This window comes from Cupriavidus sp. 8B, from assembly GCF_054589115.1.
In genome coordinates this window covers 150,162-164,427 of the sequence record NZ_BAAILO010000555.1, presented here as the reverse complement: position 1 = coordinate 164,427, position 14,266 = coordinate 150,162, and the positions used below count along the sequence as shown (strand labels likewise).

Here is a 14,266-nt window from a genome sequence, read left to right as displayed (position 1 = left end):
GCCCGCGTCGACGCGGGCAGCGCCCTGGACGATGCCGTCGCCGCCGCGCTGCAGCACTATCGCGACCTGCACGGCAAGTTCGTATCGGGCTTCGGCCACCGCTTCCATCCGGTCGATCCGCGCGCTCCGCGCCTGCTCGCATTGGTGGAGCAGGCCGCGGCCGATGGCGTAGTGAACGGGCGCTACGCGGCGATCGCGCTGGCCATCGAGGACGCACTGTCGGCGGGCCGCAGCAAGCCGATCCCAATGAATATCGATGGCGCCACCGCCGTCATCTATGCCGAGCTCGGCTTCCCGGCACCGCTGGCGCGGGGGCTGTTCTGCCTGTCGCGCTCGGTCGGCATCCTGGCACATGCGTGGGAGCAGACCAATCAGGGCGGCCGCAACAAGGGGCCCATCCCGCGCCAGTTCCTTTGGACCTATGACGGCACGCCGCAGCGCGACGTGCCGGACGTGCAGAAGCGTTGAAGCATTGACTACGTCTCGCCACTGGCGAGACAACGCTTTCGCATTTATCGAGAAAGCGCGGGAGGTATCCATCCTCCCGCTAGGACTTCGCTCGCCCGAGAAAACGCCGCAAGCACTCATGCATGGACGAGCCAATACCAAGGAGACTAGTATGTTGACCCGACTGATTGCAACTGTTGCACTGGTTAGTGCGAGCCTTCCCAGCCATGCGCAAACATGGCCTACCAAGCCCGTGCGTGTCATCGTGCCATATTCGGCCGGCGGTACGACCGACTTTGTCGCAAGGCAGGTAGCGCAAAAGCTGACGGAGAGCACAGGCAAATCGTTCTTCGTCGAGAACAAGCCGGGTGCCAGCGGTACGATTGGCACGATGCAGGTCGCGCGAGCCGCACCGGACGGATACACCTTGCTGGCCAACGACACGACGTACACGATGCTGCCGTCGCTCTTCAAGACGCTGCCTTGGGACCACGAGCATGACCTCGTGCCGGTCACCACCATCGCCCAAACGCCGGTGATCCTCATCGTTCCCGCCGGGTCGCAGTTCAAGAACTTGCAGCAACTGATTACATTCGCCAAACAGAACCCCGGCAAGCTTAACTTCGGGTCTGGCGGCGCGGGCAGCTCCACGCATCTGGCCGCGGAAGTCTTCGAGAAGAACTCCGGCGCCGCTCTGACGCATATTCCATACAAGGGCGCCGGTGAAGCGCTGATGGGTTTGATTGCCGGAAATGTCGACTTGCTGATTACCGCTACCCCGACAGCAATCCCGCAGGTCAAGGGAGGCAAAGCGCGCGCGCTGGCCGTCACCGGTGGTAGCCGTGTCCCTACGCTTCCGGATGTTCCCACTTTCGAAGAAGCCGGACTGAAGGACTACAAGGTGACAAATTGGTTTGGCCTGGCTGCGCCGAAGGGGACGCCGCCAGAGCTGGTGAAGAAGCTCCAAAGCGAAGTGCAGAAGGGCGTGCAGAGCGCCGACATCAAGGAGCGACTGGCGAGCATGGGGGCGCAGCCCGGTGGCATCCCATCCGCGGAATTTGCAAAGCTAATCAAGCAAGACACTGTTACGTGGACACAGGTGGCGAAGGCCGCCAATGTCAAGCCGGAATGAAGCGAAGACGGTGACGTGGCGGGGCAATAGGGAGGCTGCTTGAACCAGGACGTCCGTTAGCGCGATGGCGGCCAACTGCCCTGACTGCGGACCGAAGGTCGCACCGACTCAGCCCAAATGGAAGCGCACTCTCGATTTCTATCTGAGCAACAGCTTTGAGGCAGTCGGTCCCAGGCTTAGTCGCATGTTATGAGGCTGCTGGGGCCGCTTAGGACTGGTTGACCTAGAGTGCGTCGCAGGGCGGGGACATTGGCCTCGGGGGCCGCAGCAGACTATACAGTCTCCCGAGCCGAGATATGTGCCCACGTGCTGCAATGGCCGATGCTTGTCAAGAAGGTGATGAGTTCAGGCTGGGAAAGCGCGACTGTGGCAGAACTGTCGAGCGGGTGGAACAGAAACGTCGTCTCAGACGCCAAGTCGATGTCAAACACCAGTTTGGTACGCGCGTGAAGATCATTGACCAGCGCCAAGGGGCTAAGAGAACCCGGCCGGACTCCGAGGAGCTCGTACATACGGTCAGAAGGTACGAACGAAAGGCGCTTGCTACCGATAGTTTTCGCTAGGGCAGCCAAGTCCAGCGATTTGTCCGCCGTAGTCACCACTAAATAACACTGGCCTAGCCTGTCTTGCAGCAGCAGGTTCTTGCAGCGGGCGCCGTCTAGCGAGAGCGTCAGCTCGCTCGACTCCGCCATATTAAGCACCTGCTCATGCTCTTCGTAGCCGAACGGGAGCCCTTTCTCGGACAGGAGTTGCAGGATATCTTTCTTGGCAAACATTGGACTTTGGAGGTTTGAACAGAGACGCCGCCACCCCGGACGGTGGCGGCGCGCTTCTTCGCTTAGTTGTCGAAGACTGGGATCGAAGCCTTTTGGATTGCAGCTAGGGTCTCAGAACGAGGAAGGGTACTCGCGCCTTGCCGCCCGGATGCGCCATCGACTGCAGATGTACTAAGCTAGCCGGGGAGGTTCTCTCCGCATCACAACTTGTGCTTCAATTCAGGGGAGGACGCGCTGGAAAGGGAGGGGACCGTCATCGGATCGACATATCGTGTCATGACAAGTGAGGACGCTATATGTATGATCCTGCCGCCAAGGAACGAAGCAATACGGATATCTAACGATGAATTCCGAAGATGCGGTGCTTCTCGATACTGAGTCGGACCTCTCGGATCCTCACTACCCGATGCCTCAGATGAGCAGGCAGTCGCGCTACCACTTGATGGCTATGCGCACCTTTGCCAAGGGATGGCCCGATGCCGAGGTCATCGCTCTGCGCGGCGCAGCGATCCTCATCTGTTAGCAATACTTGCTGCCGAGGATGTTCGCTCGAGGATCAACAACATGGCGGCCAAGCGAGCGTTGAGGACTGAGGCCGTGCGGGCCTTTCGACGACGGCGTGGTCTCGGTGACCAGTAACGGACGTAGGGCGGCGGGTGAGCGCGGGTAGACAAGACGATCTGGGTATGGTCGGGTGCCACGCGAAACTATGCCGACATCGCCTCCCTTCGAACAGGCCTTTTGCCGGCGGCAACCAGGAATGAAGGAACTGGCCGGAGGAAGCCGTAGCGGCATCGACCGTCCCAATGGCCCCCAAGGCAGCAGACGCTGAATTTCGGTGGAATCTCTCACCCGAAGACTACGGAGCAGTACCAGGCGAAATCCTCGCAATTTCACCCCCCCGTTGGCGACCGCCGCGGAGTTGTGAAACAAGCCTGACCGTTGCTCGCTGAACCGGCTTTTCGCCGGCAGAAACCAGGGGTGAAAACGCTGGGCTGAGCACGCCGTAGCAACTCAGACATCAAGCGACCCAATCAGGCCGGGGCAGCCACTGGATTTCTGTGGATGTCCTTACCCGAGCAGGGGGCCGTGCAGCTTCGGGAGCAATCGCTACCGGGAACGAGAAAAGGTTCGCCTTCATACCTGTCCGCCCTGGCTGCCCGACCGCGAAGCGGTCCACATCTACACGTATTGATACTCTCGTTCTTCATCCTCACAAATGTGGAGTATGCATCTGGTTATTCCGGATGAAGATGCATACCTTTGTGTAGAAGCTGGAATAACCTTCTATCCTCAATCGAGGATCTCCACACTATTCTTTAGTAAGCATATCCTCGCTTTAGATATGCTAGGGAATGCCGCAGGCCCCCTGGCACTCATAGAGCAGGGAGCCTTCTGCTATCCAGCTCGGATAGCTCCGACAGTCATTCGAGTCACGCGCTATCTTCGCCCGCGTGCTAGTCGTCTCAACTCTTCCCCCACAGAGACCAGTATCCCCCCATCGCTGCCGTATCTAGCCGACCAATGGAGCGGTCACCACCGAAGCCTCCCAGGCGGGGAGGGCGGCCCTATCGTCGGGCGGCTTCGTGCGCGGCCGACGAGTGACAAGAGAGTATACGTTCGCGAGCATGTCATGGACTAGAATCATTCGTCATGTCAAACCTCGTAGTACGCCGGAAGAAATATAAAGCGAGTACTTACGTGAGAGAGGATGGCTCCAATACGTTTGTTAGCTTGCGTAATGCCAGGTGCCATGATCTTTAAGTTCAGCCTCAATAGCTGGCTGTCTGGATGGCAGTTCCCCTCGACACGCGCCGCGACTAGGGCCGTATATGGCCAGACCCGGACATTGCAGTTGCTGGAGTGGGTCAAGACGTTCGTTATGCAGGCATGGAACCAGATTTTCGGGGCCGAAAACTACCTGACAGCGTGGAGCCTTTTCTTTGGATGCAAAACGACACCATCGATCTTCAGTCGTATCGGGGCCACGCGGGCGAATGAGGACGAGGCGTTCTTTGCTCGGTTCCTCGAAGTCTTTCCTGAGGTGGCCGAGCACCATCCGTATCCAAAAGGCGTGACCTGGCTGGTATTTGCATCATTAGGCGGGGCTGGGGCGCTTGAACTGTGCAATGTCGCGCCCGTCGGCGCGAGGCGAGGAACTGCAGGCCTTGGTCGAGACCATTGTTCGCGTATGCAGCCCACCAACCGCATCGTGAGGTCGCGTGTCAACGCATCTTAGCCAGCGCGCTCTCAGGCACCACGATGTGGTTGTCAAAGGTCGATGTGCCCATGTAGTAGAGATCGGCTTTTCGAGCTAGAAGCGCGGGGTGCCGTCCGGCATCGGCCCCGTGCCCTGCGTGGCGCGAATCGCCGGGCACAGGTCGGTCTTGCGCGACAGGCAGAACTTGCACTGGCGGCATTCCGGGGTGTGAGCTTTGCCCTATGGATCCGACAACGCCTCTCGTAGCGGGACCGGTATTTCTTGGGCGTCTGCAAGCATAGCAGCCGGAGCCAAACTTGAGATAATCAATCGTCGTCAGGTGACCCAAACGCCCGAGGCAATCCACCCTAGCGGGGGCGAGGGCCGGGTCTTCCCGACTAGCAATGGCTGGGCCTAGTGCGCAAACTATGCGCCGGGGACATTTAGGGGCCAGCGTAGGGCTTGCTGATGGCTCCGGTAAGGAAGAAGGAACCCCGTCATGCGCCCTTTTGACCCCAGTGTTGTCACTCCCAAAGTGGACGATTCTCCACGCACGCCATCGCTGGACCCCCGAAATCTGAAGGACATGCTCGATTACCGCCTGTATCTGGTGTATCGGGAGTTCGGGGACCATCACGAGCGCATGCTGAACAACGAATTTGGGATTAACCGGAGGCGCTGGCGTCTCATTGCCACCGTGCACGACATGGAGGGGGCAACACTGTCCGATATTGCGGAGCATGCAGAATTGGACAAGGCGCAAGCATCCAGGACGGTGGGCACGATGGTCAGGGAAGGTTTGTTGAAGCGGCTCTCCAATCCCGACAATGCTCGTTTTGCAAAAATCGTGTTCACGGATAAGGGGCGCGAACTGTACGACAAAATCCTTATTCGTTATCGCGAGATGAACCTTGCTTTGGTCGACGCCCTGACGGTAGAGGAAATCCAGCAGTTGGACAAGATAATCAACAAATTAAGGGCTGCTGCGAATTCGTTCGGGAAAAATCATTGATTAATCAATGATGTAAGGTCAAGGCATCTCCCTCTTGAAATTCCATTGGAAAATCAGGGCACTTCGGTGCCCTTTTGTCGTTCCCATGTGAGAGCGTGAAGTAAATCGTCTGTGGAGGCCGTCTGTGCGAAAGGTTTTCTGCTTCTGGCCAACGATTGATTTAGTCAACTCTCCTGATCATGACTATGCTGATTCTGCATCGTAATCAGGGAATGCCGGCCCGACAAGTTCACCGGACCAAGGCCCTTGCCCTGATGCAATCCGTGGCGGCGCGCAATTACGGGTATAGCTGACCGGACCTGTGTGCACTTGTGAAACTATATGGCAGTGGTTGGAATTGACATGGACATCTTTCTTCATCTGTCGATTGAAAACGCGATAAACGTTTTCTTCAACGATCTGGTGCAAAGATACGGAGATTATTTTCAGGGCTTCAGCGCTTTCGTTCTGAGATGGGTGCTGGTGCCGATCGAAACGGGCCTGAAAGGCACCCCGGCGATTGTGATTCTTGGGATCGTCGGCTGGCTCGCGTGGGTGGGATCGAAGAAGTTGACGACGTCAGCTATCCTGGTCGCACTGCTTTATCTCATCGGCAGCTTCGGCCTCTGGGACAAGCTGCTACAAACGCTCGCAATCATGTTGGTGTCGACTACCCTGGCCGTCGTTCTGGGATTGCCGATGGGGATACTGATGTCGCGAAGCGCCTGGCTAAGGAGCGGAGTCAGTCCGGTATTGGACATGATGCAAACCTTGCCGACCTTCGTTTATATGATTCCCGTCCTGATGCTGTTTGGACTTGGCAAGGTGCCGGCAATCATCGCTACAGTCATTTACGCTTTGCCGCCTCTCGTTCGCCTTACCGACCTGGGTATCAGGCAGGTTCCCGAGGATATCGTTGAAGCGGGAAAGTCTTTCGGTTGCACGCAGACGCAACTTCTTCTGAAGGTTCAGTTGCCGCTTGCCCGGCCAAGCATCATGGCTGGTATCAATCAATCCGTGATGATGGCGCTCGGCATGATTGTCATCGCATCGATGATCGGCGCTCGCGGGCTCGGCGAAGACGTGTTGGCAGGCATCAACAATCTGGACATCGGAAGGGGCCTTCAGGCGGGGATGGCCATCGTCATTCTTGCAATCGTCATCGACCGAATCAGCCAGGCATTTGGCAAAGGGCGGCGTCATCGAGCTGTGATGGCAAAAAGAAGCAAGCGCGTTGCGCTCGCGTGATAGGGGAGGGAGACAGGAGATGGCTGCTGCACTACATGTGAAGAACGTCTACAAGATATTCGGTCCGAACAAGAAGTCCATTGACGAAGCACTTCAGCTTGCACGAAGCGGACATGCGAAAGGCGAGATTCTGTCGCGGACCGGTTGTACTTTAGGCGTCAACGATGTTTCTCTTCGGGTTGAAAAGGGTGAGATCTTTGTCATCATGGGGCTGTCAGGCTCCGGCAAATCCACGTTGGTCCGACATTTCAACAGGCTGATCGAGCCAACAGCAGGCGAGATTTTGATTAACAATCAGGATATCGTAAAGCTGCGCGACAATGAGCTTCGTGAAGTCAGGCGACGGCAGATCAGCATGGTATTTCAGAGCTTTGCTCTTCTTCCGCACAAGACGGTGTGCGAGAATATCGCCTTTGGACTTCTATTGCGCGGCGACGATCCAAAGACCAGCCGCGAGAAGGCGTCCGCGTGGGTCAGTGGAAAGATGGGCCTGAAAGGTTTCGGGGAAAAGTATCCCGACGAACTTTCCGGTGGTATGCGCCAACGCGTTGGGCTAGCTCGGGCACTTGTCGCGGAAACCGACATCGTTCTCCTCGATGAAGCGTTCAGCGCGCTGGATCCCTTGATTCGCTGTGAAATGCAGGATCTCCTTTTGCAAATCCAACGGGAAATGAAGAAGACGATTGTTTTCATTACTCATGATCTTGATGAGGCGTTGAAGATAGGTACCCGCATTGTCATCATGAAGGACGGTATGGTGATGCAGGAAGGTAGGCCTCAAGAGATTATCGAATCGCCGGCCAATGACTATGTGAGGAAATTTGTGGAACATCGTGCCGTTGGAGTTCCCTGAATTAAAGTCACCTGCATTTCAACGTAGGTATAAACGCCCGCCGGTCAAGCGGGCGTTTGTTTCTAAAAAGGGGTGCGAATCTGAAAGCATAACAGCTCGCGATATTCTCATTCCGAAAAGCCCATGGCGCTCATGCTGAGGCGGGATAAGGCGACAGTGACGGTGTGTCATGCCAGAACACGATGCCTCGGCCAAGTCACCATTCTGGCCGATATCCTCATCGTGGCCGCGGGGGGCGCCGGGGATGATTGTCGGTACGATGGTCAAGACCGGGTTAGTCGTCATTGACGTCGGCATAAATTGTCTGCCGGATGGAATGATAGCCGGGGATGTGGATGTCGAAAGTGTCAGCAAGATGGCGTCCTTTATCACACCGGTTCCGGGGAGTTGACCCAATGACTGTGACCATGCTCATGGTCAATTCACTGAAGTCAATTGGGCGTGTGAGCAAATCGAGCATCAGCGGAGTCAGCAAGCGGCCAGGTCGGGCGTCTAGCACTAACCGATGCAGAACGTCAGGTGTTGCAGGACGCGATTAGTGCGTGATGGCGTGCCTTGGGAACCCACGGTCGGCGCGAGGTACTTACATTTTTCGTAAGTGCGCGGGAGTAAGCATCCCGTATGGGCGATGCGCTGCGAGGAGACGCCCTCGCAAGCAGGTTGAGGGGCGAGCGATTTCACCGGTCAGCGATGGATATTTGGCCTTCAGCTCAAGGGGCCTGCTGATGAGTACAAAGGGTCAAGAGTGGGAGTTCACCGCGCGGGCGTTCGGATGCGATGCTTCCGACCCATGCTACATGGGTGCGAAGACGCCGAGAATCACTGTCCGCTTACATATTCTGGCAGGGCCGCATTGCGATGCGGCACCTGCCATTGTTCTTGTCAAACGTTACTTGCCGAAATGGGATCGCATTGAATCGATATACCAGTCTAGGAAGGCCACGACGCCATACTCCATGGACGGCGACAGCGGGCCTGGCTGGTATGCCGGCGAGTTAATGCCACGTTGGTTGTTTTCGGCTAGCGTCCTGTCCTGGTCGTTTGTCGCCTTCCATACCGTTGTCAGAGCGTCGAGGTCGTAATCTACCCCTTCCTCTGCATCCTTGTGGACGAGCCATTTTGTTGTGACTGCAGTGGTTTGGGCGTCGATTGGCGTGACACGGAATGAAATAGCGTGATCGCTAAGCGCATGATTCCAGGTGCTTGGGAAGCGCAGGAGACGGACCGAGCCGACGTCGAAGTCTGGCAATGAACCCATGAGGCGACGGGAGGCAGGCTCTCCGGTCATGGTGAAAGAAAGCCCGTGGGTCATTGGCACGCGGATAATCTGCCAACCCTCCTTCGGCTTGGTTTGATGAGCGTAAGGCAGGCTTTGTGTGTCCCAACGCGTTTTGTCGTCTTGTGCCTTCTGGACAAACTCAGGCGAACAACGAGGATCGTCCGTCGCTTCTACGTCTGCGATGGTCCGCATGAGTTCCGGGTGACCGGACTTGCAGTGGTAACACTCACGGTTGTTCTCGATGACAAGCTTCCAGTTGGCTTGTTCGATGAGCGTGGACTCGTAGGCGACCTTCGCGTCCTGCAAACCATGCGGCAGGAGGTAGGGCGACATGGTTTGCTGGAATTCCGTGAAGTCCGGCCCGTCCTCGGATAGGCAAATGAAGATATAGCCAGCTACTTCGCCCACCTTGATCGGCCGCAGGGAATGGGCTTCCTTGTCGAAGGAATCGCCCATGTCGCGCGCATGGATCAGTGTGCCCTTGGTGTTATACGTCCAATGATGGTATGGACAGACCAGATTTCGAGACTTGCCGTGTTCTGTTAGGCAGATTTTCGAGCCGCGATGACGGCAGGTGTTGTGAAATGCGTTGATCTCGCCGTCGTTGCTTCGAACGACGACCACGGAAGCACGGCCAATATTCACGGTGAACCAGCTACCCGCCTCGGGCAAGTCGCAAGTCATTCCGGCGAAAAGCCAGGTCTTATACCAGATGGCTTCCATCTCAGCCTCGAAGATCGACGCACTCGTATAGAAGCCTTGTTGAAGCCCGACGCCGGGGCGATAGGTATCCAATAGTTCCCTGACCTCTGCGCCTAAGGCGTCGCGGTGCAGGGTAATAACTCCAGACATTATGGTCTCCAGTGGGGTCCGACTTGGACGAGGGAGAGTGCTAGTTCCGCTCTCGCTCGACCTCTGGTGGCACATTAATCGCGGGATCCACGATTGATTCAGTCAATTCATGAGGGTCTACGGGGAAACCCTAGACCCTGGATGTGCCAATTGGGCCCCGCATTGGAGTGCCTGACATTTCTGCATGCAATGCATGCGAGATTCCCGCTTTCGCCCGCAGGTCGCGCTTCCTAGAATTCCGACTCCAATAGCCATTCGCGGTGTATCTGTATGAATGAATCAGAAACGATTGCGCTGACCCGCTCTGGGGACGTTGTCTGGGAACTGCGTGATGGAGCCGAAGACAGTGGCGGCGGCATCGCCTGGGTGTCCCGCTCAGCGAGGAACTCGCTTGCGTCGGGATTTGGCCGTCTGAGGATTGGCCGTACACCGCCAAAGACGCTGGACTACGATGAAGTTATCTATGTGCTTAAAGGTGCATTCGGTGTCATTTGCAACGGCGCCGAGGTGGTTGCCGAGGCTGGGGGAGTTCTATCCATCAACCGGGGCTCGACCGTGGCCTATTTCGGTAGCGACGCAGAGTTCTTCTTTGTCGTGACAGCCGCATGATGCACGCATACGAACCTCATGAACCAGGCTGCAGCATGAACGCTCCACTACACTCGGACAAATTGCTTCCAGCGGACGACAAGACGAATGGCTGGTCGGCGATCCTTCCGAGGCGGAATCCTCGCGCGCCGGCGCAAAAATCAGCCAGCTTCGACTGGCTTGTGGTCGGCGCAGGCTACGCCGGCGTGTCTGCAGCCAGACGACTGGCGATGCTGAACCCGTCCCAATCCATTGCGCTACTCGAGGCCCAGCAGGCAGGGGAAGGCGCGCAAGGGCGAAACGCAGGCTTTGCCATCGATCTTCCGCACAACAACGATCACAATCCGGACAATACGGAGAAGGGTTTTCGGCACATTCGGCTGAGTCGCTATGGGATCGATTCTCTCGATGAGCTGGTCCGTGCCCACGCCATAGATTGCCAGTGGAGCAGAAGCGGTCGATATGACTGTGCGGTTTCGCCTGAGATTTCACGCCGGCTTCTTGGTGCCACTGCAGCTGAGCTGGACTCACTAGGGGAACCCTATGAGATCGTGCGCGGGGAGGCGCTCCATGAGCGGATCGGCACCCGATACTACGATTCGGCGGTCTATACGCCCGGGACGCGACTTGTGAATCCAGCCGCCTTGTCGCGGGGTCTTGCCGATACGCTGCCTTCGAACGTGCACCTGTTCGAGAATTCCCCCGTGCTGGAACTGGAGGCCGAACCTACGGTCGCGGCTACCCTGCCGGGTGGTGTGCGCATATCCGCGCGGAAGGCTGTGCTGACAAACAATGCGTTCATCAGCCGCTTCGGGTGCTTCAAGAGGCAGCTTCTGCCCTTTGTGCTGTTTGCGAGCCTTTCCCGGCCTTTGACGCTCGAGGAGCGTAAGCAGCTCGGCGGCACTCTCGATTGGGGCATCACGCCTGCGCACGGAATTGCCGGCGCCACATTGCGGTACACCCAGGATTTCCGCATCCTGTTCCGCTACGGATTTCAATTCGCGCCGACGTTGCGTTGTTCGGATTCGTTGCGCGAGCGTATGAAGCGTTCCCACGAAGTGCTATTCAAGGCTCGTTTCCCAATGCTGGATCAGGTAAAGCTAGAGCACTTCTGGGCCGGCTATCTGTCGTTAAGTCAGAATGGCGCGCCAGGCTGGGGCCAACTGTCGAAAGACGTCTATGCTGCAGTCAATTGCAATGGTGTAGGGATCGCGAAACAAACCGCCGCAGGCGCGCTTATAGCTGAACTGGCATGCGACACCGGCCACCCATTGATTAGCGACATGATGGCGCTGGGATCGCCCGATATGCTGCCGCGTCGTCCGTTCCTGGATGTCGGAGTGCGAACCTATCTGGCCGCCCAGAAGTGGGCGGGCCGGTCCGAGAAGTAGAAAATACGTGGGTGAGACAAAACATAATTATGAGCAGCGAGACACACTATCAAGGAACAGGGAAGGACGCAGGTAGCGGCATCACGAAGTGGTGGGTACTGTTCCTTCTGACGATGGTTTACGCCGTCAACATCGCAGACCGCTACGTGGTATCGACCCTCATCGAACCGATCAAGCATGAGTTCAAGCTCACCGATAGCGAGGTGGGTTTCATGACGGGCACCGCCGTCGCATTGTTTTATGTCACGCTAAGCTTGCCGTTAGGTATTCTGGCGGACAGGGTGAACCGTAAGCGGATGATCGGCATTGCGTTGGCGGTCTGGTCTGGCTTCACCATGTTGTGTGGAGCGAGTAGTACCGCGCTAACATTTTTCATCTCCCGGCTCGGCGTGGGCGTGGGCGAAGCAGGCTGTATGCCGCCGGCAGTCTCGTTGCTGGCGGACAAGTTCCGTCCGTCTTTACGCGGGACGGCAATGAGCCTGTTCTCTGTCGGAGCCGCGATAGGCGCATTGATGGGTTCGGCCGGTGGAGGATGGATTGCGGAACACCATGGGTGGCGCGCAGTGCTGCTCGCATTCGGGGCCATCGGACTTCCGCTGGCAGTCATCGTGATGCTGGGTTTTAAAGAGCCAAGACGTGGCGTGTTCGATAAGTCAGGAAGCGAAGCAATTCGTTCGACCTTCCGGGAAACCTTGCATCACATTCGACATTGCAAGGCACTCCTGCACGTGATTGCGGGAACAACCGTTCTTACGTTCTGGGGATGGGGACTGGTCTGGTGGACGCCTTCGTTCCTTGCGCGGAGCTTCCATTTGAGTGTCGGGGGCGCAGGAGAAACTCTAGGCGCTATTCATGGCATCGGAGGGATCATTGCTATGCTGTGCACTGCGTATGTGCTGAGCCGGCCTTTCGCAAGGTCGGACTTCTCTCAGGCCCGGCTTGTGGCACTGATTACGGCAGTAGCAACAGTGCCTTCGTTCGTTGCTTACGCGTCATCTTCACTGACGCTGACTCACGTGATGCTCTGGGTCTTCATACCGACGATCTATGTGTACATTGGTCCTTCCGCTTCCATGGCGCAGAATCTCACGCCTGCGGCGATGCGAGGGCAGGTCGTCGGTATTATTGTGTTTGCCACGAACGTTGCAAACCTCGTCATAGCACCGCAGGTTGTCGGTTTTTTCTCGGATATCATCGCATCGCGTACCGCAAATCCAGCCGAGTCGCTTCGTTATGTCCTGATGGCGGTATCCCTGACGGGCCTGTGGGCGGCGTGGCACTTTCATGTGGCTGCACGCTACATGCGAACCGGACAAGCTGGCGCTGTATCGTTCCCGACAGCTGTCATGTCCGCGCGCCGTCCTTAAAGAAGGCGTGTCCGACGCGCTTGACCGCGGGTCGGACATCAGACTGCGTGCTGTCCGCCAAGAAAGGTATCGATTTCCAAGCGCTCGCTGGCTGCGTAGTCGAGGATCCATGCTTTGAAGAGTTCAGCGGATTCACTCAAAGGGGAGTCGTTTGTGTGGACTAGGAATTCCCCGTTGCCGGTGGTCACCTGGTCAAGCACAGGTCTAATGAGCGTACCATCCCGAAGATCTCGCAACACACCATACGACCATCCCAACGCGATGCCCTTGCCGGCGCAAACCGCGCGATGCACGAGATCGTGATTTGTTAGCTGCAACGCGATATTCAGGGAATCCTGAGCGATTCCCCGATTTCGGAACCAGGTTCTCCAAGTGGAGTTTGTGGTGATCGAACTATCTAGTTCGATGAGTGGCTCATTAGCCAGGCCCGCAGTATCCAGGGGGGAACGGCCCGATATGAATGCCGGGGAACACACCGGCAGTATCACCTCATCAAACAGTTTGATGGCGCTGACACCCTCCCACGCCCCATTGCCGTAGCGAATGGCGAGGTCCCCTGAGGCGGCTCCCGGTTCTATGACACTGTCACTGGCCAATACGCGAATAGGGATGTCCGGATACGCGGTTTGAAAATCCAGAATAGCGGGCATCAGCCAGAAGCTGGACATGGCAAGGCTGGCGGACACGGTAACGGACTTGTCGCTCAGGTTCCGTATTCTGGCAATGGCACTGCGCAAAGCCAGTAGTCCCTCGGCGATGGCTTCCTGGAATTCCAGGCCTGCGGGTGTCAGGATGATCTCCTTGTGGCGGCGGACAAACAACGGTGTGCCCAGCCTTGCCTCAAGTGACTGCACCTGGCGACTGACCGCGGCTTGGGAAAGATGCAGTTCTTCAGCAGCGCGGGTGAAACTCAAATGCCTCGCGGATGCTTCGAACGCAGCGATTGTGTTCAGCGAGGGCAAGCGTAGATGAAGTGAGCTCATTGGCAACAAGCCTTGGTATGCGATACGTAAAATCAGCGCGGACGACGCGTGTCACGATGATCTGGCGCGTATTGACTGGACTCAGGCGGGAAGGCCGCGACTATTGCCCTGGATCTTACACCTTTGAGTCGGGCAGGATCTATGGTCTGAAAATGCCGC

Annotated in this window: 15 protein-coding genes and 1 pseudogene; 12 read left to right on the top strand and 4 right to left on the bottom strand. The window is 57.2% G+C overall.

Annotated features, from left to right (window positions below):
- Positions 1-468 (top strand): citrate/2-methylcitrate synthase (locus tag ACYP5B_RS48660; RefSeq protein ID WP_459574618.1); only part of this gene is annotated, 468 nt, incomplete at its 5' end.
- 118 nt (positions 469-586) lie between these two features.
- Positions 587-1,579: a Bug family tripartite tricarboxylate transporter substrate binding protein gene (locus tag ACYP5B_RS48655; RefSeq protein ID WP_459574616.1), complete on the top strand. Its 993-nt coding sequence runs from the start codon at positions 587-589 to the stop codon at positions 1,577-1,579.
- 272 nt (positions 1,580-1,851) lie between these two features.
- On the opposite strand, the gene ACYP5B_RS48650 is transcribed toward ACYP5B_RS48655, so the two are convergent.
- Entirely contained in the window at positions 1,852-2,355 is a 504-nt protein-coding gene (locus ACYP5B_RS48650; protein WP_459574614.1) for a YbaK/EbsC family protein, read from the bottom strand.
- Positions 2,356-2,698: 343 nt separating this feature from the next.
- Here ACYP5B_RS48650 and ACYP5B_RS48645 point away from each other — a divergent pair, with 343 nt between their 5' ends.
- Positions 2,699-2,878 (top strand): hypothetical protein, encoded by a 180-nt coding sequence (locus tag ACYP5B_RS48645; RefSeq protein ID WP_459375132.1) that lies wholly within the window; start codon positions 2,699-2,701, stop codon positions 2,876-2,878.
- Between the two features lie 1,230 nt (positions 2,879-4,108).
- Positions 4,109-4,594, top strand: coding sequence for a hypothetical protein (locus ACYP5B_RS48640; protein WP_459574612.1), 486 nt, complete (start codon positions 4,109-4,111; stop codon positions 4,592-4,594).
- Here the strand turns inward: ACYP5B_RS48640 and ACYP5B_RS48635 are convergent.
- Positions 4,584-4,786: pseudogene (locus ACYP5B_RS48635) on the bottom strand (S-(hydroxymethyl)glutathione dehydrogenase); the annotation flags it as partial. The gene ACYP5B_RS48640 and the pseudogene ACYP5B_RS48635 overlap by 11 nt on opposite strands.
- Before the next feature lie 268 nt (positions 4,787-5,054).
- On the opposite strand from ACYP5B_RS48635, the gene ACYP5B_RS48630 reads away from it, so the two are divergent.
- The 5 genes from ACYP5B_RS48630 (at position 5,055) to ACYP5B_RS48610 (ending at position 8,038) form a co-directional block, all read left to right on the top strand.
- Positions 5,055-5,567, top strand: coding sequence for a MarR family winged helix-turn-helix transcriptional regulator (locus ACYP5B_RS48630; protein ID WP_459375133.1), 513 nt, complete (start codon positions 5,055-5,057; stop codon positions 5,565-5,567).
- 342 nt (positions 5,568-5,909) lie between these two features.
- Positions 5,910-6,794: an ABC transporter permease gene (locus ACYP5B_RS48625; protein ID WP_459574610.1), complete on the top strand. Its 885-nt coding sequence runs from the start codon at positions 5,910-5,912 to the stop codon at positions 6,792-6,794.
- A gap of 19 nt (positions 6,795-6,813) precedes the next feature.
- Positions 6,814-7,647, top strand: a complete 834-nt coding sequence (locus tag ACYP5B_RS48620) for a quaternary amine ABC transporter ATP-binding protein (RefSeq protein WP_459574608.1) — start codon at positions 6,814-6,816, stop codon at positions 7,645-7,647.
- Between the two features lie 123 nt (positions 7,648-7,770).
- Positions 7,771-7,935 carry a hypothetical protein gene (locus tag ACYP5B_RS48615; RefSeq protein ID WP_459574606.1) on the top strand — a complete coding sequence of 55 codons (165 nt, stop codon included), beginning with the start codon at positions 7,771-7,773 and terminating at the stop codon, positions 7,933-7,935.
- Positions 7,892-8,038 (top strand): hypothetical protein, encoded by a 147-nt coding sequence (locus ACYP5B_RS48610; RefSeq protein WP_459574605.1) that lies wholly within the window; start codon positions 7,892-7,894, stop codon positions 8,036-8,038. Before ACYP5B_RS48615 ends, ACYP5B_RS48610 begins: the two co-directional genes overlap by 44 nt.
- Positions 8,039-8,536: 498 nt before the next feature.
- Here the strand turns inward: ACYP5B_RS48610 and ACYP5B_RS48605 are convergent, their stop codons facing one another.
- Positions 8,537-9,778, bottom strand: coding sequence for an aromatic ring-hydroxylating oxygenase subunit alpha (locus ACYP5B_RS48605; protein ID WP_459574604.1), 1,242 nt, complete (start codon positions 9,776-9,778; stop codon positions 8,537-8,539).
- 270 nt (positions 9,779-10,048) lie between these two features.
- Here ACYP5B_RS48605 and ACYP5B_RS48600 point away from each other — a divergent pair, with 270 nt between their 5' ends.
- The 3 genes from ACYP5B_RS48600 to ACYP5B_RS48590 are packed head-to-tail and all read left to right on the top strand — an operon-like array spanning position 10,049 to position 13,124.
- Positions 10,049-10,387 carry a hypothetical protein gene (locus ACYP5B_RS48600; protein ID WP_459375138.1) on the top strand — a complete coding sequence of 113 codons (339 nt, stop codon included), beginning with the start codon at positions 10,049-10,051 and terminating at the stop codon, positions 10,385-10,387.
- A gap of 35 nt (positions 10,388-10,422) precedes the next feature.
- The gene (locus ACYP5B_RS48595) at positions 10,423-11,757 is read left to right on the top strand and encodes an NAD(P)/FAD-dependent oxidoreductase (RefSeq protein ID WP_459574602.1); all 1,335 of its coding nucleotides are present in this window, start codon (positions 10,423-10,425) and stop codon (positions 11,755-11,757) included.
- Between the two features lie 29 nt (positions 11,758-11,786).
- Positions 11,787-13,124: an MFS transporter gene (locus ACYP5B_RS48590; RefSeq protein WP_459574600.1), complete on the top strand. Its 1,338-nt coding sequence runs from the start codon at positions 11,787-11,789 to the stop codon at positions 13,122-13,124.
- Between the two features lie 38 nt (positions 13,125-13,162).
- Here the strand turns inward: ACYP5B_RS48590 and ACYP5B_RS48585 are convergent, their stop codons facing one another.
- Positions 13,163-14,107 (bottom strand): LysR substrate-binding domain-containing protein, encoded by a 945-nt coding sequence (locus ACYP5B_RS48585; protein ID WP_459574598.1) that lies wholly within the window; start codon positions 14,105-14,107, stop codon positions 13,163-13,165.
- Between the last annotated feature and the right edge of the window lie 159 nt (positions 14,108-14,266).

Excerpts from the sequence above, each read along its gene's own strand:
- ACYP5B_RS48655 (WP_459574616.1), top strand. The coding sequence starts at position 587 with ATGCATGGACGAGCCAATACCAAGGAGACTAGTATGTTGACCCGACTG.
- ACYP5B_RS48650 (WP_459574614.1), bottom strand. The coding sequence starts at position 2,355 with ATGTTTGCCAAGAAAGATATCCTGCAACTCCTGTCCGAGAAAGGGCTC.
- ACYP5B_RS48645 (WP_459375132.1), top strand. The coding sequence starts at position 2,699 with ATGAATTCCGAAGATGCGGTGCTTCTCGATACTGAGTCGGACCTCTCG.
- ACYP5B_RS48640 (WP_459574612.1), top strand. The coding sequence starts at position 4,109 with ATGATCTTTAAGTTCAGCCTCAATAGCTGGCTGTCTGGATGGCAGTTC.
- ACYP5B_RS48630 (WP_459375133.1), top strand. The coding sequence starts at position 5,055 with ATGCGCCCTTTTGACCCCAGTGTTGTCACTCCCAAAGTGGACGATTCT.
- ACYP5B_RS48625 (WP_459574610.1), top strand. The coding sequence starts at position 5,910 with ATGGACATCTTTCTTCATCTGTCGATTGAAAACGCGATAAACGTTTTC.
- ACYP5B_RS48620 (WP_459574608.1), top strand. The coding sequence starts at position 6,814 with ATGGCTGCTGCACTACATGTGAAGAACGTCTACAAGATATTCGGTCCG.
- ACYP5B_RS48615 (WP_459574606.1), top strand. The coding sequence starts at position 7,771 with ATGGCGCTCATGCTGAGGCGGGATAAGGCGACAGTGACGGTGTGTCAT.
- ACYP5B_RS48610 (WP_459574605.1), top strand. The coding sequence starts at position 7,892 with ATGATTGTCGGTACGATGGTCAAGACCGGGTTAGTCGTCATTGACGTC.
- ACYP5B_RS48605 (WP_459574604.1), bottom strand. The coding sequence starts at position 9,778 with ATGTCTGGAGTTATTACCCTGCACCGCGACGCCTTAGGCGCAGAGGTC.
- ACYP5B_RS48600 (WP_459375138.1), top strand. The coding sequence starts at position 10,049 with ATGAATGAATCAGAAACGATTGCGCTGACCCGCTCTGGGGACGTTGTC.
- ACYP5B_RS48595 (WP_459574602.1), top strand. The coding sequence starts at position 10,423 with ATGAACGCTCCACTACACTCGGACAAATTGCTTCCAGCGGACGACAAG.
- ACYP5B_RS48590 (WP_459574600.1), top strand. The coding sequence starts at position 11,787 with ATGAGCAGCGAGACACACTATCAAGGAACAGGGAAGGACGCAGGTAGC.
- ACYP5B_RS48585 (WP_459574598.1), bottom strand. The coding sequence starts at position 14,107 with ATGAGCTCACTTCATCTACGCTTGCCCTCGCTGAACACAATCGCTGCG.